The 24,152-nt window shown below is 60.8% G+C and carries 27 protein-coding genes and 3 pseudogenes; 20 read left to right on the forward strand and 10 right to left on the reverse strand.

Annotation, left to right across the window (positions count from 1 at the left end; translation table 11 throughout):
- Nucleotides 1-6 precede the first annotated feature (6 nt).
- Together H5V43_RS00600 and H5V43_RS00605 are read left to right on the forward strand one after the other, a co-directional pair.
- A complete protein-coding gene (locus H5V43_RS00600; protein WP_200887666.1) occupies nt 7-375 on the forward strand; it encodes a response regulator in 369 nt (122 codons plus the stop codon).
- A gap of 984 nt (nt 376-1,359) precedes the next feature.
- The gene (locus tag H5V43_RS00605; protein ID WP_244968639.1) at nt 1,360-2,457 is read left to right on the forward strand and encodes a DUF2279 domain-containing protein; all 1,098 of its coding nucleotides are present in this window, start codon (nt 1,360-1,362) and stop codon (nt 2,455-2,457) included.
- Between the two features lie 270 nt (nt 2,458-2,727).
- Here H5V43_RS00605 and H5V43_RS00610 read toward each other — a convergent pair whose 3' ends face one another.
- Both H5V43_RS00610 and H5V43_RS00615 read right to left on the reverse strand, forming a co-directional pair.
- Nucleotides 2,728-3,195 (reverse strand): PIN domain-containing protein, encoded by a 468-nt coding sequence (locus tag H5V43_RS00610; protein ID WP_025551503.1) that lies wholly within the window; start codon nt 3,193-3,195, stop codon nt 2,728-2,730.
- The gene (locus H5V43_RS00615; RefSeq protein ID WP_025551504.1) at nt 3,192-3,422 is read right to left on the reverse strand and encodes a type II toxin-antitoxin system Phd/YefM family antitoxin; all 231 of its coding nucleotides are present in this window, start codon (nt 3,420-3,422) and stop codon (nt 3,192-3,194) included. The genes H5V43_RS00610 and H5V43_RS00615 overlap by 4 nt, the downstream gene beginning before the upstream one ends.
- 612 nt (nt 3,423-4,034) lie before the next feature.
- Here H5V43_RS00615 and H5V43_RS00620 point away from each other — a divergent pair.
- From H5V43_RS00620 to H5V43_RS00630, 3 genes are all read left to right on the forward strand, one after another.
- Complete coding sequence (locus H5V43_RS00620) at nt 4,035-5,003, forward strand: ArdC family protein (protein ID WP_025551506.1); 969 nt, start codon at nt 4,035-4,037, stop codon at nt 5,001-5,003.
- Complete coding sequence (locus H5V43_RS00625; RefSeq protein ID WP_193666721.1) at nt 5,000-5,440, forward strand: DUF2958 domain-containing protein; 441 nt, start codon at nt 5,000-5,002, stop codon at nt 5,438-5,440. The genes H5V43_RS00620 and H5V43_RS00625 overlap by 4 nt, the downstream gene beginning before the upstream one ends.
- A 659-nt stretch (nt 5,441-6,099) precedes the next feature.
- Nucleotides 6,100-6,315, forward strand: a complete 216-nt coding sequence (locus H5V43_RS00630; RefSeq protein WP_025551509.1) for a hypothetical protein — start codon at nt 6,100-6,102, stop codon at nt 6,313-6,315.
- 104 nt (nt 6,316-6,419) lie between these two features.
- On the opposite strand, the gene H5V43_RS00635 is transcribed toward H5V43_RS00630, so the two are convergent.
- Nucleotides 6,420-6,659 (reverse strand): hypothetical protein, encoded by a 240-nt coding sequence (locus H5V43_RS00635; protein ID WP_025551511.1) that lies wholly within the window; start codon nt 6,657-6,659, stop codon nt 6,420-6,422.
- A gap of 496 nt (nt 6,660-7,155) precedes the next feature.
- Between H5V43_RS00635 and H5V43_RS00640 the strand changes: the two genes are divergently transcribed.
- The 7 genes from H5V43_RS00640 (at nt 7,156) to H5V43_RS00670 (ending at nt 15,495) form a co-directional block, all read left to right on the forward strand.
- Complete coding sequence (locus tag H5V43_RS00640) at nt 7,156-7,458, forward strand: hypothetical protein (protein WP_025551513.1); 303 nt, start codon at nt 7,156-7,158, stop codon at nt 7,456-7,458.
- A complete protein-coding gene (locus H5V43_RS00645) occupies nt 7,455-9,494 on the forward strand; it encodes a type IV secretion system DNA-binding domain-containing protein (RefSeq protein ID WP_193666722.1) in 2,040 nt (679 codons plus the stop codon). Before H5V43_RS00640 ends, H5V43_RS00645 begins: the two co-directional genes overlap by 4 nt.
- Nucleotides 9,491-12,460, forward strand: a complete 2,970-nt coding sequence (gene mobF, locus H5V43_RS00650; protein ID WP_025551514.1) for a MobF family relaxase — start codon at nt 9,491-9,493, stop codon at nt 12,458-12,460. The genes H5V43_RS00645 and mobF overlap by 4 nt, the downstream gene beginning before the upstream one ends.
- A gap of 918 nt (nt 12,461-13,378) precedes the next feature.
- A complete protein-coding gene (locus tag H5V43_RS00655; protein ID WP_025551515.1) occupies nt 13,379-13,687 on the forward strand; it encodes a type II toxin-antitoxin system TacA family antitoxin in 309 nt (102 codons plus the stop codon).
- 20 nt (nt 13,688-13,707) lie between these two features.
- On the forward strand, nt 13,708-14,223 hold the full coding sequence (locus H5V43_RS00660) for a GNAT family N-acetyltransferase (protein ID WP_193666723.1): 516 nt from the start codon (nt 13,708-13,710) through the stop codon (nt 14,221-14,223).
- 127 nt (nt 14,224-14,350) lie between these two features.
- Entirely contained in the window at nt 14,351-14,698 is a 348-nt protein-coding gene (locus tag H5V43_RS00665) for a transposase (protein ID WP_037484504.1), read from the forward strand.
- On the forward strand, nt 14,671-15,495 hold the full coding sequence (locus tag H5V43_RS00670) for an IS3 family transposase (protein ID WP_242495903.1): 825 nt from the start codon (nt 14,671-14,673) through the stop codon (nt 15,493-15,495). Before H5V43_RS00665 ends, H5V43_RS00670 begins: the two co-directional genes overlap by 28 nt.
- A gap of 216 nt (nt 15,496-15,711) precedes the next feature.
- On the opposite strand, the gene istB is transcribed toward H5V43_RS00670, so the two are convergent.
- On the reverse strand, nt 15,712-16,440 hold the full coding sequence (istB, locus tag H5V43_RS00675) for an IS21-like element helper ATPase IstB (protein WP_025552238.1): 729 nt from the start codon (nt 16,438-16,440) through the stop codon (nt 15,712-15,714).
- A pseudogene (locus tag H5V43_RS00680) lies at nt 16,427-16,594 on the reverse strand (IS21 family transposase); the annotation flags it as partial. The pseudogene H5V43_RS00680 and the gene istB, both read right to left, overlap by 14 nt.
- 184 nt (nt 16,595-16,778) lie before the next feature.
- On the opposite strand from H5V43_RS00680, the gene H5V43_RS00685 reads away from it, so the two are divergent.
- The 3 genes and pseudogenes from H5V43_RS00685 (at nt 16,779) to H5V43_RS00695 (ending at nt 18,453) form a co-directional block, all read left to right on the forward strand.
- A complete protein-coding gene (locus H5V43_RS00685) occupies nt 16,779-17,195 on the forward strand; it encodes a hypothetical protein (RefSeq protein ID WP_025552235.1) in 417 nt (138 codons plus the stop codon).
- 177 nt (nt 17,196-17,372) lie between these two features.
- Nucleotides 17,373-17,567, forward strand: a pseudogene (locus tag H5V43_RS23835) (glycosyl hydrolase 108 family protein); the annotation flags it as partial.
- 337 nt (nt 17,568-17,904) lie between these two features.
- The gene (locus tag H5V43_RS00695) at nt 17,905-18,453 is read left to right on the forward strand and encodes a hypothetical protein (RefSeq protein WP_025552231.1); all 549 of its coding nucleotides are present in this window, start codon (nt 17,905-17,907) and stop codon (nt 18,451-18,453) included.
- Nucleotides 18,454-18,870: 417 nt separating this feature from the next.
- Here H5V43_RS00695 and H5V43_RS00700 read toward each other — a convergent pair whose 3' ends face one another.
- Both H5V43_RS00700 and H5V43_RS00705 read right to left on the reverse strand, forming a co-directional pair.
- Entirely contained in the window at nt 18,871-19,719 is an 849-nt protein-coding gene (locus tag H5V43_RS00700) for an IS3 family transposase (protein WP_146032627.1), read from the reverse strand.
- Nucleotides 19,668-20,015 carry a transposase gene (locus tag H5V43_RS00705; protein WP_037484504.1) on the reverse strand — a complete coding sequence of 116 codons (348 nt, stop codon included), beginning with the start codon at nt 20,013-20,015 and terminating at the stop codon, nt 19,668-19,670. The genes H5V43_RS00700 and H5V43_RS00705 overlap by 52 nt, the downstream gene beginning before the upstream one ends.
- 88 nt (nt 20,016-20,103) lie before the next feature.
- Between H5V43_RS00705 and H5V43_RS00710 the strand changes: the two genes are divergently transcribed.
- Nucleotides 20,104-20,403 (forward strand): DUF6894 family protein, encoded by a 300-nt coding sequence (locus tag H5V43_RS00710; RefSeq protein ID WP_162195971.1) that lies wholly within the window; start codon nt 20,104-20,106, stop codon nt 20,401-20,403.
- Nucleotides 20,404-20,449: 46 nt separating this feature from the next.
- On the opposite strand, the gene H5V43_RS00715 is transcribed toward H5V43_RS00710, so the two are convergent.
- Nucleotides 20,450-20,842 carry a type II toxin-antitoxin system HicB family antitoxin gene (locus H5V43_RS00715; protein ID WP_025547157.1) on the reverse strand — a complete coding sequence of 131 codons (393 nt, stop codon included), beginning with the start codon at nt 20,840-20,842 and terminating at the stop codon, nt 20,450-20,452.
- A 22-nt stretch (nt 20,843-20,864) separates the two neighbouring features.
- Nucleotides 20,865-21,047: a type II toxin-antitoxin system HicA family toxin gene (locus H5V43_RS00720; protein WP_025547159.1), complete on the reverse strand. Its 183-nt coding sequence runs from the start codon at nt 21,045-21,047 to the stop codon at nt 20,865-20,867.
- A gap of 111 nt (nt 21,048-21,158) precedes the next feature.
- Between H5V43_RS00720 and H5V43_RS00725 the strand changes: the two genes are divergently transcribed.
- Both H5V43_RS00725 and H5V43_RS00730 read left to right on the forward strand, forming a co-directional pair.
- Nucleotides 21,159-21,578: an HIRAN domain-containing protein gene (locus tag H5V43_RS00725; protein WP_025547160.1), complete on the forward strand. Its 420-nt coding sequence runs from the start codon at nt 21,159-21,161 to the stop codon at nt 21,576-21,578.
- A 6-nt stretch (nt 21,579-21,584) separates the two neighbouring features.
- Nucleotides 21,585-22,316, forward strand: coding sequence for a Crp/Fnr family transcriptional regulator (locus H5V43_RS00730; protein ID WP_025547162.1), 732 nt, complete (start codon nt 21,585-21,587; stop codon nt 22,314-22,316).
- Nucleotides 22,317-22,455: 139 nt separating this feature from the next.
- Here H5V43_RS00730 and H5V43_RS23515 read toward each other — a convergent pair whose 3' ends face one another.
- Entirely contained in the window at nt 22,456-22,737 is a 282-nt protein-coding gene (locus H5V43_RS23515; protein ID WP_025547164.1) for a DUF3363 domain-containing protein, read from the reverse strand.
- A 561-nt stretch (nt 22,738-23,298) separates the two neighbouring features.
- On the opposite strand from H5V43_RS23515, the pseudogene H5V43_RS23885 reads away from it, so the two are divergent.
- A pseudogene (locus H5V43_RS23885) lies at nt 23,299-23,547 on the forward strand (integrase arm-type DNA-binding domain-containing protein); the annotation flags it as partial.
- A gap of 59 nt (nt 23,548-23,606) precedes the next feature.
- Nucleotides 23,607-23,918, forward strand: coding sequence for a hypothetical protein (locus H5V43_RS23520; RefSeq protein ID WP_025547166.1), 312 nt, complete (start codon nt 23,607-23,609; stop codon nt 23,916-23,918).
- The last annotated feature ends 234 nt before the right edge of the window (nt 23,919-24,152 follow it).

A 24,152-nucleotide genomic window follows, 5' to 3' on the forward strand; every position in this document is an offset into this window, starting at 1 on the left:
CAACGAATGATGCAGAAGACGGTCCTCATCGTTGAAGATGAATATCTCATAGCGATGGACCTCCAGCTTCTGCTTGAAAGACATGGATGGCGGGTCATTGGGCCGGTGGCGACCGTTGCAGACGCCCTTGCCTTATTAAAGATCGATCTGCCCACTGTTGCGCTCCTCGACGTCAATCTGGGCAGGGAACTCGTAACGCCTGTTGCGGTGGCGCTGAAAGCAAGCAGGATACCGTTCGCGGTCGCAACGGCTTACGCAAGCCCCGAACAATATGGCGGCGAGATTTTAGCGGGCGTCCCGAACGCCGGGAAGCCAACCAACGAACGTCGTGTGTTGGCTGTGTTGGATCAACTGCTCGGCTTCTATAAACCGTAAACGCCTCTCGCAATCTTGTCTGGAACTGGGTTATCGATTTCAACTCCTGAATGTCTGCAAATGGTCGCCTGCTGCCGGGCGGCTTTCCAATCCCGAACCGGACCAGCAGGTTATGAGCAAGGCGGAGCGATTCGCAGGCTGGGAGCGACGATCGCGGGTGGATTCGGGACCTTCCGCTATCGGTTGGTAAAGCGCTATACCGGACATACAAATTTTCCAATGAGGCCAGCGTGAGAATAATGATCGCAGCAGTGATGGGACTGTTGGCATCTGTCACTAGTTCAGCGAACGCCAGCAGCATTGTGGGCCCGGGACGGTTTTGCGGCTATTCACCGATTATCGACCTGCGAGATGGTGAGAAGGTCACGACGTTGGCAGGCGGGATATACGGGGGCAGCTTCCGCTGGGAAGGTGCTTTCGGGACCCTCGAAGTGCATGGAGTAGGATGGGCCAGACGTCCGAAGGGTCGGTTAGTTAAGGCCTGCTCTTCCAACAATCTCGCACGATTTGCACAAAAGCGAGTGGAAGGCCTTTACCATATAGCAATCTGGAACGGCGAGCACGGCGCTGCCTATTTCACATCGCCAAAATCGTTTACCCGTCCTCAATTGGATACAATTGATCGAGTAGAACTATTTGAGGAAGGTAAGTCCCCATCCAACTGCAAATTACGCACCATCTTCTCTTGGGAGTAAGGCACATTCGGCAGGTTTTGGTTGCGGTTTTATCCGATACTAACGGCAATGGTCGCCTGCCGCTGGGCGGCTTCCAAACCGTGAACCGGAACAGCAGGTTAAGGGCGGCACTAAGCGATTCGGATGTCATCAGCGACGATGGCGGATGGCTTTCGGAAGGGCGGCCTTGGGGAACGCTATCAGTATAAGCGCCAGTGCTGAAAAACTTGGATCCCTGTCTACCTCCTTGTCGCTCTTGCGATGCTTAGAAGCGGTCGGTACGACTATCTAAGATTGCTGAGGAGGAAGCATGCGCACAGCGTTTGCCATGTGGGGTGTAGCCTTACTTACGACTATGTCGTCAGCACATGCCGCTCTCGCTGATCCGCTTTTCACCGACCTTGTCGACGCTGACGGCGTGTCAGACGAAAATTCTGCGGTTTTTGATCTGGCTGCATACCGTCCAAAACCGCCACACGCAGTAATCGCAAATCCGACTGTTTCAGATCCGATCGAAGCTTGGCAGACGCAAAAGGCGTTCACCGCACCTGAGCCTGTATCGCTCTCATGGGTCATCATGTCGCCAACTGCCGCCTTTACGGAGAATGTCGAGGAAGGGACAGTCGCTTCTGAACCGCGACGGGAATATCGATCTCTAGGTAGCCGTATAGGTGCAGCCAAATGGGAAATGCTTGGAATTATGGCCTACACGACCACGATCCAGACGCAGCTTACACATCTCAACACCGGCTTTCACTTTCACGACGAGGGATGGTTCGGCAGGAACACAACCAATCTGGGCATCGATAAGCTGACGCACGCGTTCAACGGTTACCTATTTTCGGAATTTCTGGGGTGGCGCATCGCTCGTAAAACCGGCGATCGCGCGCGTGCGGCCATTCCTTCGGCGATAATGGGTTTCGGACTCCAGCTATACGGCGAAATGTTTGATGCCTTCAAGACCAGTAGCGGCTTTTCTGTACAGGACGTCGTCTTCAATGGATTGGGTGCCAGCTTCTCGGCGGCGCGCCATATTGTGCCTGGTCTTGCAAGTAAAATCGACTTCCGCCTGATGCTCATGCCCAATAAAAAGGGTTTTTCGCGCAGTGGGAAAAAGCATTATGAGCAGCAGCGCTTCCTATTGTCGCTGGAGCTTGCGGGCTTCAAAACGTTTGAAAACAGCCCGCTGCGATTTGTAGAACTACAAGTGGGCTATCGCGGCAAGAACTTCTCGAACCGCGACCGTGCGATGGGAATCAAGCCCGATCGTGACATTTTCTTCGGCGTTGCGCTCAATCTGAAGGAAATTTTTTTCAAGAACAGTCATTCCTTTGCCGGTCGGGCGATCGGGGCAGGTCTGGATTATTTCCAAATACCTTACACGGCTACTCATGCATTTGACGACTGACGCAAGCGAAGACACCGCGCCACTCGTCCCTGTTTGACCTTGCCCCGATCCAGACCAAATGAGATAAATCCTTTATCGGGATCCACGCGTCTGTGCCAAGGTCCACACTCAGCAAACGCCTTCGTGTGTGTACGGGCACGGCGACGTTCGCTCGTGAATAAGCGTCGGCTTTCGGGGACGGAAATTCGCCCCGGAATGACGAAAAATGGCGCTTTGCTAAATGGGTGTTAAGGTCCGAGTACTCCGGGGAATATCAAGTTGGGCAGATTCTTAGTGGGATGGCTCTAACAGCACAGCAAGTTTGGGATGCAGGGCATCCCGCAACGGATTGACAACCGTCAGCCCGCGCGTGAGGAAGCCATCCTGCATGTCTTCGGACAGCAGTAAAGCGCAGCCGGCCTCAGCCGCAGCGGTCACGATCAACGCATCCCAAAATTGCAGCCTGTGGTCGACGACCAAATCGGCAGCGGCCAGCGCAGTTCTGGTTTCCGATGCTGAACTGCCGAAAGCTTGCGCAAATTCGAGCAGGATAGCACGCGCTTCTTCTGCGCTCGCGCCTCCGCGGCGCAGCACGACGAAAAGTTCGCCCAGCGTTTGCGTAGGAGCAACAAGGCTAACCCCTTCGCTCAGCCGTCCGATCAGATTTCTGACTCGCTCTATCTTGGCGTCATCGCGCGCGTCTCGACTGACACCAGCGAGATAGGCCAGAATATTGGTATCAAGGGCGACGCGGGTCATTCGTATAGATCGTCGCGCGACCAGTTACCAGCATGACGGATGGGTAGGCCGGAGACAAAATTCAGCAGATACTGTATCGAACGTTGCTCGCGGTCACGATCAACGGGAAGCACCCGCGCCACCGCGCGTCCGCGCGACATGACCGTGAAGCTCTCGCCCTCGGCGACCTCGCGCAGGAGTTCCGAAAAACGTTGATTGGCATCGCTGGCGCTGATTGCTCGTTCCATGGATACAAATCTAGTGGATAACACTAAATCTTACAAGGAGAATTGCCGCGTCGAAACGCACCCTGCCCCCCTCATCGCGATGGCGCAGGAGGCCGAGAGCGAACAACCGTTGTGCGCGCCCCGGAAGCTTGGAATGCTCCACTATCTGTTGCTTCGAACGTGCCGCTTCACACGCATCAGGGCATCGAATCGAACCGCGAAAGCTCGTCATCGCACATCATGATCGGGCATCCTCCAAGCCGAAGAAGGCGCATGGCCGCAGGAAGTCGTAGAAGACCCAAACTGGTTCATTTCCATCCGGCGTTTACACCCGTCGCCGTGGACCATGTCCGTGCGGTCCGCTGCAAAGAGCAGCGCGAAGTGTCGACCAGCGGCCACCGCGCACGGGCGCGGTGACGTTTGACGGTTTTGACCAGCCTGCGGTGCGGCGGGGGTGGACGTCGCTGCCCTATAGGCCCATCGCGGCAAGCCGCAAGTCGGGGCTGCACCCCGACTCCTCCACTTTGTTTCGGTCCTTCGGATGCAACCCGCCTCATGCGGTGGGCCTGCCGGTTCGCTCCTGCCGCCCACCCCCGCCACTCCGGCGGCCGGTGCGCGAAGGGAGTAAGGACAATGGGATATCATGACAGAGCTCAGAGTGCCGGTTCCACCCTATATAGCGAGGTGACGGACCGGATCATTGCCGAACTGGAGGCGGGGACCCTGCCTTGGGTCAAGCCTTGGGATGATGGCAGGGCGCCGCTGGGCCTTCCCCGCAATGCCGGAACCGATCGGCGCTACTCAGGCATAAACGTTCTCATATTATGGCACACCCTTTTCGAGCGCGGCTATCAGTCACAACGCTGGCTGACTTATCGTCAGGCGGTCGCGCTGGGGGGGCATGTCCGCAAGGGCGAGCAGGGCACCACCGTCTGCTATGCCGACAAGTTCACACCCAAGGGCGGGGAGGAGGCGCGCGAGACGGATGGCGACCATCCCCGGCAGATTGCTTTCCTCAAGCGCTTCACGATCTTCAATGTCGACCAATGCGAGGGGCTTCCCGACGATTCGACAGACAGGATCACCACCCATAACGAAGCGGTCCTGATTCCCCGCGCCGAGGCCCTGATCGCCGCGACCGGCGCGGATATCAGGATTGGCGGCAGCGATGCCTATTATGCCCCTGCGACCGATCACATCTACGTGCCTCCGCAGGAAGTCTATTATGAACCGATCAACTGGTACCGGACGGTTCTGCACGAACTCGGTCATTTTTCGGGCCACCCAAAGCGCCTCGACCGCCTCCCGAAGACCGGATTTGGCTCGCCCGACTATGCGAGGGAAGAACTATGTGCCGAATTGATCAGCGCTTTTTTATGCGCCGAATTGGGGATCGTCCCGACCGTCCGGCACAGCGATTACCTGGGGGCGTGGCTGGGGGTTCTCAGAGAAGATGCCCGCGCCATCTTCCGCGCCGCCAGTCAGGCCAGCAAGGCCGCCGACTATCTGCTGAGCTTCCTTCCGGCACCCGATGAGGGGGAGGATGGGATAGCTACCGAAGGGAGGTTCTCCCCGGGCACGTGGCTAGGGAAAATGGCATGATCCTCCTTGAACCCCAGCATATCGCCGCCCTTGAAGCGAACACCGCCGCGCGGCGCGCGGCGCAGGCAGAGGGAAGGAGGGAACCGGACCCGGCACCGCTTGTCAAATTCTTCAATCCCATGGGCGCGGCGACGTGGCTTGTGACGGAGCTTTGCGAGGATGGCGACTCGCTGTTCGGACTTGCGGACCTTGGCTTTGGTTGTCCCGAACTGGGCTATTTCAGCCTGACGGAGATTGCCGCCATCCGACTTCCTTTCGGTCTCAGGATCGAGCGGGACATTGCGTTCAACAGCCTGACGCCGATTTCCATCTGGTCCGATTGGTCGCGGCGCACAGGGTCTATCATCATGGCGCAAGCGAAACTGGCCCAAGCGCCCCATCCGCTTCCGCCCGGTTTTGATCCCGAAATGATCGGCAAGCGCGGCCCGTCCCGTTGATCTGACAGCCCATAAACGAAAGGCCGGAGTCGCCTCAGCGATCCCGACCTCTCCCCCAAACCAATCCCAGAATTGGAGCATGACATGACCCAAAATCCCAACGGCACTACCGCCGATGGCGCAGACCCGCTTTCGACTATCCGGGCACGGCTTGAACGCACCGACGCCGAGGCGCAGCGAGGTTGCGGCCTCTCCTGACCTCTATGTCCGCCGCTTCAGCGCCGAGGCCGAATCGCTTCTGGGCGCGGTTGAGCCCGACCTGCGGAGGCGAGGCCGACGCGATTGCCGCCGCGCTCGGATATGGTGATGATGAGGCGGATGCCGACTATGGACCGGGCATCTGTTCGCTCACCGGTCCGGCTCGCTCGCGTGTCGCGCGGCCCGGCCAGACCGCGCGGCGCTACGCATCGACCGGCCCGGACAACAGCCAAACTCTCTCACAGACTTCCCATTGTGTCAGACCGCCTTCACCCGCCTCAAGGATCGGTGGTCCCCCCAATTTAGCCGCCGCCGCCGCCACGCTTCGCGCGGCAGCGGCGGCAACTAAATCGGTTCCCCCGCCGCCCGCTGCGCGGTCACCGGCTGCGCCGGCGCTCCTTGACCCGTGCTCGCCGGCCCGACGCGAAGCCTCCCGTCTTTTCGACATGAAGGAGGCTCCCATGCAGACGAACGCCGCTTACAACCACAGCGCCTTTCTTGCCGCGCTTCAAACCGCCGAGCGCCGCGCCGCTTGCAGCTATTACGACCAGCATGTCCTGGAGGATGGGGAGCAGGGCTATGTCACCATCGACGAGGGGGATTATGCCGAGCTGCCCCCGATGCTCATCGAGCGGATCGTCCACACCGTACCGGGCGCGCTTATCGACGAACTCTGATCCCAGGGAGGGCCAGCGCGGCCCTCCTACCTTTTCCTGTTCGAGACACGGCCATGGGGGCGTCGAACCCCCATGGCCGTCATGGCGAGGGGGACGGCTCGACTTCAGGATGGTCGGGGCGGCAGCGCCCTGAGGGCCTGAAGCGAGGCCGTGGACCCGGCCTTGATCGCGAGGCTGATGACGTCCCGAAAATCCCGCTCGGTCAGCAACTCCACCTCCAGCTCGGAGATGATGGCCGCATATTTGCCGCGCAGCGCAACGCGGGTCTGCTCTATCTCCTCGGCGATCTTGCGCTTGCGCTGCTCAAGCTCTGCCAGTCGTTCGCGGTCCGTCAATTTGGGCATGGTGACACCTTCTATGCAAGAAGGTCGGTCCGCCGCTCACGATGGTAGCAGGGGTGTCGGAAGCGGCAAGAAGGATCGCGGCCAGAATGGCGGCTTTTGCCGATCAGGCGGGAAAGGGGAAGGAGTGGGGATGCGACTTACCTCTCACGAAGGGACCCGCGCCTTCCGGCACGAGGTCGGCGCAGCGGACAAGCGCGCTGCGAAGAGGGGACGCACGCCCTTGGGCGTTTGTAATGCACCGTACGCACGGGTGCTGCGGGCGCAAAAGGCCAGCTTTTCTGCGGCATTCCGATGGCGCAAGGTGGCAGCCGTTTTGGCACAGCCCGGCAGCCGGCGGCAGCCACCACTTGAACCGAGACAGGCTAAGTCGCTGATCTGGCTCGGCACTTTGTGGCTGCCATCGGCAGTTTTCATAAACTATTGAGTTTGAACCATAATTAGGCTAAGAAGGCTGTGCTTCATCACGGTTTCGCGTGTCGGATAAGGAGTCCGGCGCGTGGCACGTATTACAATCCGAATAGATGACGACCTTCATGCGCGTCTCGCCAGTCAGGCGCGCAGCACCGGTGTTGGTACGGCAAGCTATTGTCGCGACATATTGGACCGGTTCGAGGGCGACGACCCGACCGGCTATCACGCCCGCTTCGACGAACTCCATGCGACGGTCATCCAGGCCTTCGCCATTCTCGCGACGTCGGTCGGTGAGCGTTCGCCCGAACTCCTCCAGAAAGGGCTGGTCGAGGCACGCCGTTTGCTTCGTGAAAGGGGGCTCCTCGATGCAGGCGAGGACCGGCCATGAGCATCTTTCGTCATGACACGCTCGGTTCCTGGACCAGGGGCGGGCAGGCCATCGTTCACAATGTGCGGATGACGACGCAGGTCTTCTACCAGACTTTCCTGGCAGGGTTCGTCATCTGGATTGGTGGCATCATCTGGTATGCCTGTGAGGCGTCCACTGATTATGAGCGGTTTGTCCTCCTGAAGATTGGGCAGGCGACGGTCATGGGGGATGCGGTCCCGGGCAACGTCACGCCGATCCTTTTCCGGACGCCAGATGGGCAGCAATATTGGACGAACCCCAAGGCCATCATCGAGTCAGGCGTCGCGCACAGGACGCTGGGTGCTTTCGAGACCTACCTGATTCACGGGGCGCTTATCTCCGGCGCCTTCGCACTACTCATGCTGTTCTGGGCCTGGTTCTATTTCACCCGGACGGGGAGGGGGCTGGGGTCCAACCAGTTCCTGCGCGGGGCGCGTTTCGGAACCGTCCGCCAGGTCCGCCGCGCGCTCTGGAGGCATGCCAAGGGCAGCTTCGATATCGGCGGCGTGAACGTGCCCGACATCTTTGAACCCGAACATATCCTCATCTGCGGGGCTCCCGGAACGGGGAAGACGAACATCATCGTCAAGATGCTTGAAGGGATCCGGCAGCGCAGGCGGCGGGCGATCGTCTACGATACGGCCGGCACCTTCGTGGAGAAATTCTACCGGCCCGGTATCGACGTTCTCCTCAACCCGCTAGATGCCCGTTCTGACTGTTGGTCACCCTGGGTCGATGTTCCGCGCGACTATCATTATGACCAGATCGCGGAGTCGACGATGCCCGACAAGGCGGGTGATCCCTTCTGGGCCAAGGCCGCGAGGGGGACACTGGTCGCCGTATTGCGCAAGCTTGCGCGGCAGGAACGGCCCCTCATTTCCATCCTTCTCGACATCCTGCTGCGCTCGAAGCTGAAGGATCTCGCCGCATTTGTGGACGGTACTGAGGCGGCTGCCTTCATCAGCCCAGAAGGAGAGCGCACCTCGGCGGGTGTCCAGGCGGAACTCGCCTCGGTCATGCGCAGCTTCTCCTATCTCGACGACACAGCAGATGGCCTTTCCATCCGTGACTGGGTCGCTCACGAGAAGGACGATAGCTGGCTTTTCATCACCGTGAAGTCGGATCAATTGCCGTCGCTGCGGCCCCTTATCACGGTGTGGCTCGACATCGCGATCAGTGCCATCATGAGCCTGACGCCTGATCGCAAACGGCGCCTCTATTGCGTGATCGACGAGCTGCCGACACTCCAGAAATTGCCTTCGCTTTCGGATTTCCTCGCCCGCGCCCGCAAATATGGCGGCTGCGGCGTTCTTGGCTTCCAGAGCTATCCGCAGCTCGAGGCGACCTACGGAATCCAGGATGCCGCCGCGATCACAGGCTATTGCTCGACCTGGGTCGCGCTCCGTGCCAACGACACACCGACCGCCAAGCATGTCAGCGAAAATCTCGGGCAGGTCGAGCAGGTCGAGGCCAATGAGGGCATGTCCTATGGCGTGAACGACATGCGCGACGGGGTGAACCTCTCGCGCATGCAGGTGACCCGTCCGCTGGTAATGCACACGGAGGTGACGAACCTTCCCAATCTGGCCGGCTATCTGCGATTCGGCAGGAGTCTCCCCGTCGTGCGGTTCGAGGATCGGTTCAACAAGGTTGCCTCCATTGCCACCGCCTTCGAAGAACGAATCGCTCCGCCCGTCAGGCTGGTCGAGGACGCGCCGGAGCCCGTTAGTGCCCGGTCCGCGCTACCACGATCTCCCCGCCCGACTCCGCCGAAAGCGAAATCGCGCAAGCCACGGATCATAGCTGAGGAAGCGGAACTGCCACTCCAGCCGCATCCGGAAGCGGATCCTGGGGAGGATAACGACCAGGCCGGGTCGCCGGCAAATGCCGGTGGTGTCGGGCCAGACGAATCGCCCGCAGTCCCCCAGCTTGAACTCTTCGGCAAACCTGCCGGCTTCCGCCTTCGGCAGCATGGCCGGCGCAACGGCCACCGTAACTCAGCGAGGCCGGCATGATCCATCCCCGCCGCCTCAAAGGCACATCCGCCAATATCGCCCGCTACTATACGGTGGGCGACTATTATACGAAGGGCGCCGACGAACATAGCGAATGGGGTGGGGCCATCGCGCGAGACCTCGGTCTCGCAGGGAAGGTGGATGGCGACATCTTCGCGGCCTTGCTGGAAGGGAAGGTCGCGGACCAGCAACTTGGCCGACATCGCGCCAACGGGGAAATCCAGCATCACCCCGGATGGGACTTTGCCGTGAACGCCCCCAAGTCGGTGTCGATCATGGCGCTCGTTGCCGGTGACACGCGAATCATTGAGGCGCATGAGAAGGCGGTCGGAACAGCGCTTTCCTGGATCGAGGAGCATGCCGCGACGAGGGCGCGCGTCAATGGCGAGATCACCGAGCGCACAACAGGGCGCCTTCTCTTCGCCCGGTTCACCGAACATGCCTCCCGCGAACTCGACCCCCATCTCCACACCCATGTCGTGGTGATGAACCTCACCAATGATGGGGCAGGCGAACGGTTCGTCAGTTTGGAGACGAGGGCCATGTACGCCGAGCAGATGGTGGCGGGGCAGATCTATCGCAATGAACTTGCGCATCTGCTGCGCGAGCGCGGCTATGATGTCGAGTTCGATCCGCGCAAGGGGCTGTTCGAGATTCGCGGCGTGCCCCGCGACCTGATCGCAGACATGTCGCAACGCGCCGAGCAGATCGAGGCCCATGCCAGGGAGCACGGCCTCACGGGACAGGCGGCGCGGCGCGTTTCCTTCTACGCGACTCGGGGGGCGAAGGAGAAAGTGTCGCTCGAGGTGCTGCATGATAAGTGGCGTTCCCGCCTTGGCAAACATGAGCAGGCGGTCGATGAGACCCGCTTCGCTGCGGAGAAGATCGGTGACCGATCGCTCGATGTCGCTCCCCAGCTGGCGGCCCGGTCCATGCTCTTCGGGCTTCGGCAGTCCGAGGGTAGGGAGGCAGTCAACAATCTGGGCCGGCTGCTCCAGGTTGCCCTGGCCTCCCATGTCGGGGAGGTTCGCCTGCAGGACATTCGTCCGTTGGCGCATGAGCATGAAGGCCGGCGGAAACTTTTGGCGACCAGCCATCAGACCGGCGACGATATCCTCACCCGCGGACGGACGACCCGGCGCACAGCGCGGCTGGAACTGGCCCTCTCGGATCACCTCGCTCTGGCCCTTCATGATGCCAAGCCTCTCGCATTGGCAGAGCAGCTCATCCTCCAGACGAAGGCGAACGGCCTCAATGCCGAGCAGCGTGCGGCCCTCCTGCATTTGGGAAGTAGCCAGCATCGGGTAATCGGCGTGCATGGAGTGGCGGGGGCGGGAAAGTCGACGCTCGTTGCCGCCCTGCGACAGGCGGCCGACCCCGAGGCAGTCCTGATCGCGCTCGCTCCGACATCATCGGCAGCGGCTGAGCTGGGCAAGCGGGCGGAGATCGAATCGCGGACCGTCGCGAGCCTGATAGCCGGGGGTGGCCGTGGTCTCGACGCGCGGTACACGCTCGTCGTCGACGAGGCCGGCCAACTTGGCAATCGCCAGGCGATTCGCCTCCTTGAAATCAGCCGCTTGAGCGGCGCCCGCCTCATCCTGCTCGGCGACAATCGCCAGACCGGAGCCATCGAGCAGGGCAAGCCCTTCTGGCTGATGCAGCGCCTGGGGCTGCCGAAAGTGGAGCTTGCCGAGTCGGTTCGCCAGCAGAACCGCGCCATGCGGATGGCCGTCGCCCAGGCGCGCCTGGGCAATTATGACGAATCGCTGGGGCATCTCGACAAGGTCGTGAGCGGCGAATCGAGTGACCAGCTTGCGGCGGGGCTGGTCGGCGAATGGACCCGGCTCAGTTCCGAAAGCCGGAGCAAGACGAATATCCTTGTTCTGGAGAATGCTACGCGACTTATCGTCAACACTAAGGTCCGCGAAGCGCTCAAGGCGGAAGGTGCGATAGCGGCGGAAGATGCGCGGCTCTTGATCCTGGCCCCGTCCGGCATGACCGATCAGGAGAAAAATTTCGCCCGCTTTTATGTTCGCGGACAGGTGGTGACCTTCTCCCGTGACAATGCCGGCCTCGGGATTGCCCGCGACGCCCAGTATAAGGTCGTTGGCCTGTCGCGCGACTCGCGCGGCCGGCAGAAGGTCAGCCTTGCCGACGAGAATGGACGGACGATCCAGTGGGATCCCCGACTCGGGCGCGCGTCGCAGATCAACGTGTTCAGGGAAGAAAACCGCGACCTTGCCGCCGGCGATCGCATCCAGTGGCGGCTGGTGAACCACGAACTCGGGCTGAAGAACGCCGAGCGGGGAACGGTTGAGCGTCTTGATGGGCCGATCGCCACCATTCGCTGGGACCGCGATGGCCAGGTACAGGCGGTCGACTTGTCCCGACACCGGACCTGGGATCATGGTTATGGGGAGACCGTCTACTCGGCGCAGTCCAAGACCTACGACCGGGTCTATGTCCTGGCGCCGGTCAACTCGCCGCTGGTCACAGGACAGAATTACTACACCGCCATCACCCGCGCCCGCTATGGCGTGAAGCTCTGGACTGAGGACGCAAAGCGACTCGCCGAGAAGCTCACCCTGAAGTCGGGCGAAAAGACGTCCTCACTTGAGGGGCTTGGGCGCCTCGATCGAAGCGGCATCAAGGGTCGGACCGGGCAGCATGGCGAGCGCCTTGAGAGATTGCGCGAGCAACAACTCGGGGATCGTGAAGCCCGCAAGATGCGGCTGGCTGCCTCGCGCGCGAATCGGGCGAGCGCGGAACCGGTTGGCCTGGCGGGACTCCTCGCGGGGAGAGCACAATCGGCCGCTCGGTCGCTGGATCGATGGCTCATGTCTCTCATTGACCGGGGCCGAATCGGCACTGGGTACGAGCATGGCTTGCCACAAGGGCAGGGGAACCCGCCGCCCACGCCCGCACATAACGATGATCACAATCGAGGAGGCGGCCGTGATCGCTGACCGAATTGGACGCCGCGTATCCTGCATTCTTCTCTTGTGCGTAAGCCAGCCTGCCCATTCGCGGCCGCCTCTTCCGCCAGATCATGAGGGCAGAATTGGGCAATGCATTCGTCAATCTGCCAACGGCAGGATCTGGCTCGAACGAACGCTATGGGGGCTGAGAGATCAGGAGAGCGGGTGGATCGGCGCTGAGATCGCCAACAGCGATGGCAGCCACGACCTGGGGCCGCTTCAGGTCAACAGTTTCTGGGTTCCCAGACTGTCCGCCATGATCGACCGACCTCCGTCACAGGTTCGTACTTGGCTCACGCATGACCCCTGTTTCAATGTGCAGGCAGCGCGATGGATCTTCCTGTCAGCGCTCGCAGCGACTCGCGACTATTGGAAGGCTGTCGGCATTTATCATAGCCCGACTGATTGGCGGCAGCGCAGATATGCGAGCCTCGTCGCGGCGAAACTCACCCAGCGTTTTGGTCCCTCCATCTTTCCTCGGGAGGCTGCTTATGTCGGACGGTAATAGCGGGAATCGGGTCTTGCGTAGGCTGCAACTCAACGCAAGCGATCGGATGATTACGGTTGAAGAATTTGCAGCCCTTGCAGGCATCTCGAGGCGCCAAATCGATCGTCTGAGAACGTGCCGGCCAGACGGATTTCCAACCGAGTTTGAGCTTGGTAGCGGAAAGAGCAAGTTTCGCCGCTGCCCTCGCTTCCGCATTTCAGAGGTTCAAGCCTGGCTCGACAGCCGCGCTCTCTGGTAAGTTGGATGTCCATTGTGTCTCGGCCTAGATTGCTGAAGGCGGCGCTGCCCTGGCCCTATAAGATCCGCGTAGCGTTCATCGCTGGACCTTTTGCGTGAAAGATTGTATTGCTGTTGTCATGACAATTTTGCCAGATTGTCGGCTGGTGAGGATGTGAGCGATGGCGCGGGCGGAGAGCCACGGACGGGAACGGCGTGCGACGGCGCGCAAGGATGATGTCATCCAGGTGCGTGCGATGGCGGGCACCAAGGCGCTGCTCAACCGCGCGGCGGCGATGCGCGGCCAGAAGCTGTCCGAGTTCATGCTGGAGAGCGCGCGGCGCGAAGCGGAGAATGCTCTCCTCGACCAGCGCACCTTCTTCCTTGACGACGAACGCCATGCCGCGTTCGTGGTGATGCTCGATGCACCCCACACGCCGTCCGAAAAGCTCAAGGAGCTGATGCATCGCAAGCCCGCCTGGGACCGCTGATCCGGGATCGTTGAGCGACGATGACGACACGCGCCGTTGCCGCGCCGACGCCGCTTCGTGCGGAGCATGATGCCGCCGCTTTTGCGTCCGGCCAACATGACACGCTCGATAGCTGGCTGAGGCAGCGCGCACTGACCAGCGAGGGCTTGTCGGCGCGCACCTATGTCATCTGCGATGCGGCCGCGCCGCAGCGGATTGTCGGCTATTACACGATCACCACCGCGATGGAGCAGCGCGCGGCGTTGCCGAGCGCAAAGCTCCGGCGAGCGATGCCCGAGCAGGTGCCGCTGCTGCTGGTCGCGCGGCTCGCGGTCGACCGCGAATGGCAAGGCCTGGGGCTGGGCGGGGATCTTCTGGGCGACGCCCTCCGGCGGTGCTTTGCGGCATCGGTGATCGCCGGCGCCCGCGGCATAGCGGTCCATGCGATCGATGAGGCCGCCGCCCGCTTCTATGAGCATCATGGTTTCCTGCGATCGCCGTTGGGGGAGCTGACCCTGATCCTCCCGATCGAGGCGCTGCGCGGGATTATTGACTGAAGGCCGCCTCACAGCCCAAGCCTGTCAACCGGCGCGCAAAGTTGACCCCCTATTGGAGTGGGCCCCTGGGGTCGGACAGGTGGGACCATAATGATTGACCGTGGGTTTGGCTTTTGGAGAAAAGCCAATGCGACACCGTTCCCACAGCATGGAGTTCAAACGTCAGGTCGTTCAGGAATATCTGGGCGGCGAAACATTGCATGGGCTGGCCAAGCGTCATGACGTTTCTCGCCAATTGATCCGGGTCTGGATTGAGAAGTATGAGGCGGGCGAGTTCGACGATGACGCGCAAGCGGCTGATCTCATCCAGCAATATGAGGCCCGCATCGCCGCGCTGGAACGCCTGGTAGGCAAGCAGGCTCTCGAACTGGAGTTTCTAAAGGGGGCTCTGCAAAGCGCACCGCGGCCGAGAAACGGGACTACATCCGTCATCACCGGCCCCTTGGCATCTCCGTCTCCCAGGGGTGCAGACTGATGGGTATCGCACGTTCAACCTATTATCATGGGCGGGTGAAGCGGGTTGACGAAGCCGATCTGCTGGCCGCAATCATGGCGATCTGCGATGAGTTTGAGGCTTATGGCTGGCGACGCGTACGGGCGGCCCTTCAGCACCAGGGCATCTGCGCAAATCATAAGCGCATCAAGCGTTTGATGCGGGAACACAGCCTTCAGCCGCGGAGACGGCGGAGATATGTCGCAACGACTGACAGTGATCACGATCTGCCGATCTTCCCGGACCTGGCAAAGGACGTCGCTCTGACAGGTGCGGATCAGCTCTGGGTCGCAGATCTGACCTATGTCGCGATTGCGAGTGGCTTTGCTTATGTGGCGATCATCCTAGACGCATGGTCAAGGCGGGTGGTTGGCTATGCCATCGGTCGGTCGATCGATGCCCGCCTCGCCATTGCCGCGCTTGAAACTGCTATCGCAAGTCGGCAGCCCTCACCGGGCCTCATTCATCATTCGGACCGTGGATCCCAGTACGCAGCCGCTTCCTACCGTGCGCTGCTGGCAGCCAATGGCATTACCGGATCGATGAGCCGGCGCGGAAATCCTTACGATAACGCCAAGGCGGAAAGCTTCATGAAAACGCTCAAGGTCGAGGCGGTCTACCCGATGGCGTTCGAGACTTTCGAGGATGTCGCCACCCATCTTCCACCGTTCATCGACCGCGTCTACAATGAACGCCGACTGCATTCCGCTCTGGGCTATTTGAGCCCGGTGCAGTTTGAGGAGTTACACACCAAAACTATGGTCAAATCCGCGGCCTGATACCTGTCCGACCCCAGGGGCCCACTCCATATCGGCGCCGAACATTGACCCCCTTAGCGGGAGTGCCGGCGGTTATCCCGGTAGTCATAGGGGGGACCCGCGGACGCCGACGCGCGCCGTCAGGAGCGCTGGCGGCGGCGTCCGCGGGAGGTACCTGTGGACCCACCGGGGTAACCGCCGGGGATGGGGGTCCGGGGGAAGGGGTTTTCCCTCGTCTCAGCTTCGATTTTTGAACCGCCAGCTGTCTTTGCCGGTCTCGATGATGTCGCAATGATGCGTGACACGGTCCAGCAGCGCCGTCGTCATTTTGGCATCCTGGAAGACGCTGGGCCATTCGCCGAAGGCGAGATTGGTGGTGATGATCACCGAGGTCTTTTCGTAGAGTTTGCTGACCAGGTGGAACAGCATCTGGCCTCCTGATCGGGCGAACGGCAGATTCCCGAGCTCGTCCAGAACCACGACGTCCAGGCGGGCCATCTGGGCGGCCAGGCTGCCGGCCTTGGCCTGCCGGGTTTCTTCCTCCAGACGATTGACCAGATCGACGGTATTGAAGAACCGGCCCCTGGCCCCGGCACGGACCGCCGCAGCGGTGATGGCGAGCGCGAGATGCCTCTTGCGGGTGCCCGTGCCGCCAACCAGCACGATATTGCGCCGTTCCGGCAGGAACGAGCCGGCATAGAGCGAGCGCACCAGGCTTTCGTTGATCGGTGTGTCGGCGAAGACAAAGCCGTCGAGATCCTTGATGGCCGGCAGTCTGGCCGCAGTCATGCGATACCGGATCGAGGCGGCTTCACGATGGGCCGTTTCGGCGCGCAGCAGATCGCCCAGCATCTCCATGGCGCTCCGGTCACGTCGGATGCCATTGGTGACGGCATCGTCGAACGCGGCGATCATGCCCTTCAGGCCCAGCCCCTTGAGGGCTGCCAGCATCTCATGCCGCTGCATTGAGGCCTCGCACCGTATCGTAGCGCGCGCAATCGGCAATGGGCGGATGCTTGAGCCTGAGATCGACGACAACATTGATCGCCTGCACGGGCTGTGGTTCGCGTCGGCGCGACAGGATGTTGAGAATGACCTCGTCATTGGCCGTGCCCCAGCTCGCGCCCACGTCGGAACTCGGCTCGCCCTTCAACCAGGCGATGGGCGTGATCACCGTCATGCGCAATGTCACCGATTTCTTCGATCGGGAAGTTGCGCGGGTCGAAGCAATGACCGTCCCGCCGGGTGACCCTGAGGCGTGACCGATACACGGCGCTAGTCTCACACAACAAGGAACATCGGCGATGACGCCAGGGGTTGAGGCGTTGATCGCCAAATATGGATGGATCTGGGTTGGCCTGACCTTTGGGCTGGCCGCGAAATATGCGCTGCTGATCAAGCGCGGGGTGAAGATAAAGGCATGGCTGGTCATCGCAGACATTCTGCTGCTGCCGATGGTCGCCCTGATAGCGTTCTGGATCGTCAAGCAGGCGGGCGTGGACGGAGAAGGGGCGGCGCTCCTCACTGCGGCTGCAACCGTCGGGGCCGACCGCGTCGTCAAGCTCTATACCGACAGGTTCCTGCGCCAGGTGGACGCCGCCCTGATAGAGACGGTTGCGCTGCGCAAGGCAGCAATCCGGGAAGAGATGCAGACAGAACTCAGCGCCGACCGCGTGGTGACCGACATCGCCAAGGGCAAGCGCCCGATCGGCGGCGAGTGAAGGGGAATGGTCCCCGCTCCGGGTGGGGGCTAAAGGGGGGCGACCGTGCCGGAGCGGAGTAAACCCTGAATAGGGCAATCCGGCGGGCAGGAATATCCGGGAAAACACCAACTCCACGCGGGCGCTTTCGAGCGCCCTTTTTCATGGGAGAAAGACATGGCCAAGACGCCGAAGGAGATGATCGACGACGTCATCGCCCGCGAGGGCGATTATGTGAACAACCCTGCCGATCGCGGCGGGCCGACGCGGTTCGGGATCATCCAGGACCTCGCTCGGTCGAATGGATACCAAGGCGATATGAGGGCCCTGCCCCGCTCGCTGGCTTTCGACATCTATTGGCGGCAGTTCGTCACGGCGACCGGCATCGATCTGCTCGCCAAGCGGGCGCCGGCGCTTGCTGCGGAGCCGCTGGACACCGGCGTCAACATGGGTGCTCCCTGGGGCGTCATGTTTCTTCAGCGCGCGCTCAACGCCTTCAACGAGGGCGGGAAGCTCTGGCCGGATCTGGCGAAGGTTGACGGCAACTATGGAGCGATGAGCGACGCGGCGCTTGCTGCATATATTGCCCATCCCCGTCGCGGCCGAATCGATGTCCTGCTGGAGGCCATGAACGCGCTTCAGGGCGAACGCTATCTGGGGATTGCCAGCGCAATCCGACGCAAGAGGCTTTCGTCTACAGTTGGCTTCTCAACCGCGTGGCGACCGCAGCATGAGCTGGACCACAGCATTGGGGCTCGCCCGTCGCCTCTGGTGGGCACCCGTCATCATCGGCCTGGTGGTCGCCCTCGCCCTGACATCGATGAAGGTCGATGTCCGCACGGCCGAGCGGGACAAGGCCCGGACCGACCTCAGCGCCGAACAACAGGCCCGCAAGCAGACCGTCGCCAACTATCGCGCGGCCAGTGCCGAAGCGCTGCGCCAGGCGGCCGAGAATGTGAAGCGCGTCAAGGCCGAACAGGCCACCATCACCGAAAGGAAGATCAATGACCTCCAGGCTCATTATGCCGCTGTTGATGCTCGCTATGAGCGTGTCCGCGTGCAACTCGCGGCCCGAACCGATCTCCGCAGTTCCGACCCGGCTCCAGTGTCCATCGCCAGCGAAGCCACCTGCCGAGCTTATGGAGGAACCAGTTGTGACGGACTTCTTGCCAAGCTCCGGATAGCCGAGCGGCAGGCCTGGAACCTAATTGAATTGCGCGAATGGGTCAGGCAGCAGGCGGCGGTGGACGTAACACCAGCAAGTGAAGCTGCCGATTAAGGGAAGGCTCCGCTCCTTTTGATAGAAGGCAGGAGGAACAGACGAGCCATTTCTTAATCTAGGGCAAATATAAAACCTCGCCGGAAAAGACAATAGATCAATGTAGGTAAAAATACTTGCTCGGTGTCCGATTTTTACAATCCGAATCGCCGGAAGGCGCGCAAGCCGTTAATGCGACCTGAAGGCTCTTAATTCAGCCTTCTCCTGGCCCGGTGGCTGATGCTGCCGGGCCGTTTTTCTGAGATGGTGAGGGTTGCCTCGCCCCGTTGGTTTGCGTGGCTAGAAGCCGGGGCGAGGCATCCCCAATACGCATGATGAATGGTCGAGTTCCGGTCAGCATAGATGCCGATTAGCCGATGTTTATGGAGCAGGTATATCTACGCTAACATGGAGTGGGCCCCTGGGGTCGGACAGGTATCAGGCCGCGGATTTGACCATAGTTTTGGTGTGTAACTCCTCAAACTGCACCGGGCTCAAATAGCCCAGAGCGGAATGCAGTCGGCGTTCATTGTAGACGCGGTCGATGAACGGTGGAAGATGGGTGGCGACATCCTCGAAAGTCTCGAACGCCATCGGGTAGACCGCCTCGACCTTGAGCGTTTTCATGAAGCTTTCCGCCTTGGCGTTATCGTAAGGATTTCCGCGCCGGCTCATCGATCCGGTAATGCCATTGGCTGCCAGCAGCGCACGGTAGGAAGCGGCTGCGTACTGGGATCCACGGTCCGAATGATGAATGAGGCCCGGTGAGGGCTGCCGACTTGCGATAGCAGTTTCAAGCGCGGCAATGGCGAGGCGGGCATCGATCGACCGACCGATGGCATAGCCAACCACCCGCCTTGACCATGCGTCTAGGATGATCGCCACATAAGCAAAGCCACTCGCAATCGCGACATAGGTCAGATCTGCGACCCAGAGCTGATCCGCACCTGTCAGAGCGACGTCCTTTGCCAGGTCCGGGAAGATCGGCAGATCGTGATCACTGTCAGTCGTTGCGACATATCTCCGCCGTCTCCGCGGCTGAAGGCTGTGTTCCCGCATCAAACGCTTGATGCGCTTATGATTTGCGCAGATGCCCTGGTGCTGAAGGGCCGCCCGTACGCGTCGCCAGCCATAAGCCTCAAACTCATCGCAGATCGCCATGATTGCGGCCAGCAGATCGGCTTCGTCAACCCGCTTCACCCGCCCATGATAATAGGTTGAACGTGCGATACCCATCAGTCTGCACCCCTGGGAGACGGAGATGCCAAGGGGCCGGTGATGACGGATGTAGTCCCGTTTCTCGGCCGCGGTGCGCTTTGCAGAGCCCCCTTTAGAAACTCCAGTTCGAGAGCCTGCTTGCCTACCAGGCGTTCCAGCGCGGCGATGCGGGCCTCATATTGCTGGATGAGATCAGCCGCTTGCGCGTCATCGTCGAACTCGCCCGCCTCATACTTCTCAATCCAGACCCGGATCAATTGGCGAGAAACGTCATGACGCTTGGCCAGCCCATGCAATGTTTCGCCGCCCAGATATTCCTGAACGACCTGACGTTTGAACTCCATGCTGTGGGAACGGTGTCGCATTGGCTTTTCTCCAAAAGCCAAACCCACGGTCAATCATTATGGTCCCACCTGTCCGACCCCAGGGGCCCACTCCAACATACGTGGAATTTTGGTCAGCCTTTGCGAAACAGAGGGCGTCGTCTCGTTTTCAGTGATGATGCCGAAATTTCGCTTCCAGATCGATGATGGCGTTGAGAACGATGATGCTTGGCTGGATCTCCCAGACCTTGACGCTGCGCGGATGGAGGCGGCCCGCTTCATGGGCGACATGGTGCGGGACAGCGCTGTGTCTCTCTGGCAGGCGGGCGTTTTGCAACTCACGGCCATGGATGAGAACGGCCTCTACCTTTTCGAGATAACGGTCATGTCCATGGACGCCCCCGCGTTGAGCAAAACACGCCGGAGTTAGCGCCGGGGGATTTCATAGTTCGAACTCCTGAGGCCGCTCCTGAGGATCAATGGCGGCCTTCGATTTCGTTCCTGGCCGCCTCCGCCATGAACGCACTGCGGGTCAGCTTCCGAAGCGCTGCCGCCTGATCGATGGCGTCGAGCATGCCCCGATCCAACGACAGATTGACGCGGGCGAGCTTGTTGGCCGATGTGATGCGCGGAACGGCAAGAAGGAAGGCGCCCTGCGCCAGATCCTCTTTCACCGCTTCGCGCACCTGATCGACCGGGCGCGGATCGACTTCCTCCGCATCCTCAAACCACAGTTCCAGCGCCTCCACCGCATTGGGGAGTACGTCTTCCTGACGGTCGGCCGCCGAGAAGCAACCCGGCAGATCGGGAAAGCTGACACCAAAGGCGCTGTCCGCATCCTTGTGAACGATGGCGTAAAAATATTTCATGACTTTGCCTTTCCGGGGCGGCTCACAGCCACCCCGCCATCTTTGCTATACTTCGTGCCGTTCCCAGCGGCAGGTCTTTCTTCGGGTGGGGCACGATGATCGTCCGGTCGCCCTTTCTGAACTTGTGGTGAGAGCCCTTCACCGAAACCTGTTCATAGCCCTCTTCCAGAAGCCGCCTGACGATCTTTTTGCTGTCCCGTTCCATGCGCAAATATATACACACGACTGTACCTTAGCGCAAGCGGCATTGCGCATTATTTTGCGCATCGGCAACAATGCGGCTTGCGATTCTTAGGGTTTACCATATTTCTATGTCATGGCCCGGCCGCCTCAGTCCATCGCCGTCAAGGGCGCAGACTACCCGAACAAGCGCGGCCCCGGCCGGCGCTTCGAAATAGCGATGTGCTTGCCCGGTGAACCTGTCGAGCTTCGGCGCGAGCCAAAGAACCCTGCCGACAGCAGGGCGATCGGCGTCTATTCCGCACGCGGCATCCAGATCGGCTATATCCCTGCCGACTATGCGCAGTGGCTCGGTGGGCAGTTGCAAACCGTGCGCGCGATTTTCCAGAGCGCCGAGACATGGGGCGCGGCGATCCGCGTGACGTTCGACGGTAGTGAGCCAGTGCTGCCGGTCGAGAAGCCGGCCGAGCGCCAGGTTCCTGCGCCTGATCCTGACGGCTATGGCGATGATGACTGGCTGCCGCGTGAGCCGGAGGACGATTTCGGGGGCATCTAGCGGGACATGGCAGAGATACCGATGCACCGGCTCACAGAGTTTGCCGGACCAAGCGCTGCAGATCTGGATTTTTTCAAAGGGCTCTGCGGACCTGAGCGAGCGCTGCCGCGTCGCAGCATCATCCGGGCGCAAGGCGATCCGGTTGAACAGATATATCTGTTGTCTGAGGGCTGGGTGACGAGCAGCGTGGACCTGCGAAATGGGGAGCGTCAAATCGTCAAGATACACATTCCCGGTGATGTGCTTGGCGCACCGAGCCTTGCGCTGGAAAGCGCTGCAGACACTCTCATTGCCGTGACCGATGTGAAGATACGGGCGATGCCGTTAAACGCGCTTGGGCGCATATTCAAAGAAACGCCCGCGCTGGCCGCAAGCCTGTTCCTCAGCGCTCAGCAGGAGCGCGTCTTCCTTATGGAGCGCCTCGCATCGGTCGGCCGAATGCCTGCAATGAACCGCCTCGTGGTGCTGCTTCTGCACGTCCATGATCGCTTGGTTGTGCTAGGTCATACGAAAGGATTGATCGAATGGCCACTGACGCAGACCGATATAGGTGATGCTCTGGGCCTGACGACTGTGCACGTAAATCGGATGATGCGAGCATTGAAGGGAGAGGGTCTTGTTGACCGGCGGGGATCGATCTTGCGGCTATACGACATTGAAGCCCTGCGACGTCTTGCTGGCCTGTCGGATCGCCACTGGATTAGCAGGCCAGATTGGCTCGCCAAGATCGCCCTGTGAGCAGGCCCTTCGCGAATGCCCGGTGCCCGGGGGGATGAGCGCCGAGTTGTGATCAAAGGGCACCCGGCGGTGGGGACGATTGCCGGTCGAGGGTGTCTGACATGCCCTCGGTCATAATCGTCGCTCCTTCATTGCTTGCTCAGCGGCTTCCCGGTCCACAGCCCAAGCCCCCGGTTACCGCGGAGCCCCCAATCGACGCTGCTGCCACGCCCCATCGTGCCGCTGATATACTGGCCGAGATGCTGGTCGAGGCCGGGCGCCAGGGCACGAGCTGGAAGCCGAGGCCATCGTCAATCATCGCGAACCGTCTCGATGCGAGCATCACCCGCTCGCGATAGATGCTGCTCACATAATCGCCTTCGGCCGATGGCTTGTGAGCAAGGCCGGTACGCGCGGTGATCGCATCGGCTTCCTGGTCCATCTCCCGCGTGCGACAAGCTGGCGATCGAGCCAAGTGGCCGGGCGCTGTGATCTGTTCACGCAGCGGAAGATCGGAGCGGGTTGCAAGCGAGAGCCGTCCATGGCCCTTGTCGTCCTGCCAGCATCGCACCTCGACGATTGCGCCGGACCTCTCACCCAGATCGTCGCGCTATGCAGAACGGCAGTACCAGGCTTTCAGGCCTATGGGGAACTGACCCCTACACAACTTCGCGTCTGTATCGCGATTTGTATCATGATTTTTCTTGCCTTCGTATCCAAGTGCGAGCAGGCTACAAGGAACCGCAGATTTCTGCGGTTTTCAGTGGGTTGGTCACGCAGCGAAATTTGAACCGAGCGGTTTTTGGTACCGCCATGCGCAGGTTCGAATCCTGCCGCCCCAGCCAGCTGAATCCTCTAGATTTGGCCCGTTTCCCATGACTTGTGTCAGAATCATCGTAGAAGAGAGTTGGCCCGGTTCGCCTCATTTGGGCCGGATTTGACTCCTCTTTTATCGCGCTTTCATCGAGGGAGGGGCCGACCAGGATATCGGGCTATGACTCGCATGCCTACGCTTACCCCCTCGCTGATCGATGGATTGGTGAAGGGTTCCCTTAATGCCCCCCTGACGCCCGGGCTTTCGGTCCAACTACTGCTGAGCGGCAGGAAGACATGGAATATATGCGCTGGATATCCCCGAAGCGCCTTTCTGAGGCGAACGCTCGATTCTTATCCGGCGTTTGCCATCGCGGCTGCACGGAAGTGGGCAGGGGAACTCAATGTCGCGATTGAAAGTGGTATTGATCCGCGCGATGCTTGGCGGGAGGCGGAGCGGCTTGCCACGATGGCGGTCAAGCGGGCCCATGATCTCGCATGGAAGCCGTCCGGAAGGGTCGAATTTCACGGTCCAAACGAAAGAACAAGCCGCGGACCATATCGGACAAGATCACCCTATTCGCCCGTTATGTCGAACCCAAGTTGGCCAAGGCCATTCATGACGTGACGAAGGACGATCTGATTGCCCTGGGGGAAGCGAAGGGGAAGACAGCGCAGGCTCGTGCGAACCGACCCGGCCGAACTGAAGGAGTTTTTGGATGGGCGGCATCTTTGCGCGACAAGGAAGTCGGTTTGGCGGTCGATCATGCTAGGGGCCTCAGCGACCTGCGCTTTCCTGAGACGCCATGAGTCCGCAAGCTCAGCCTGGAGGAACTGGAATGCGCAAAGTCGGCCACTGTGATCATGCGGTCATTTTGCTAGGGCGCTCTCCTCTCCAGCCGATCTCAACCGCTTGCCCAGCGTCGTCCTGAGGCCGGCGTCGCGCGATTATCATTGGCATCTCGAACATGCCGGGGGTGAAACGGCAAGCGTCACGCACGCGTCCCGGCTCGTGAACGACGACATGGCGACGCTGCGTTACGC

Source organism: Sphingobium fuliginis, assembly GCF_015074805.1.
GTDB lineage: Bacteria > Pseudomonadota > Alphaproteobacteria > Sphingomonadales > Sphingomonadaceae > Sphingobium > Sphingobium fuliginis.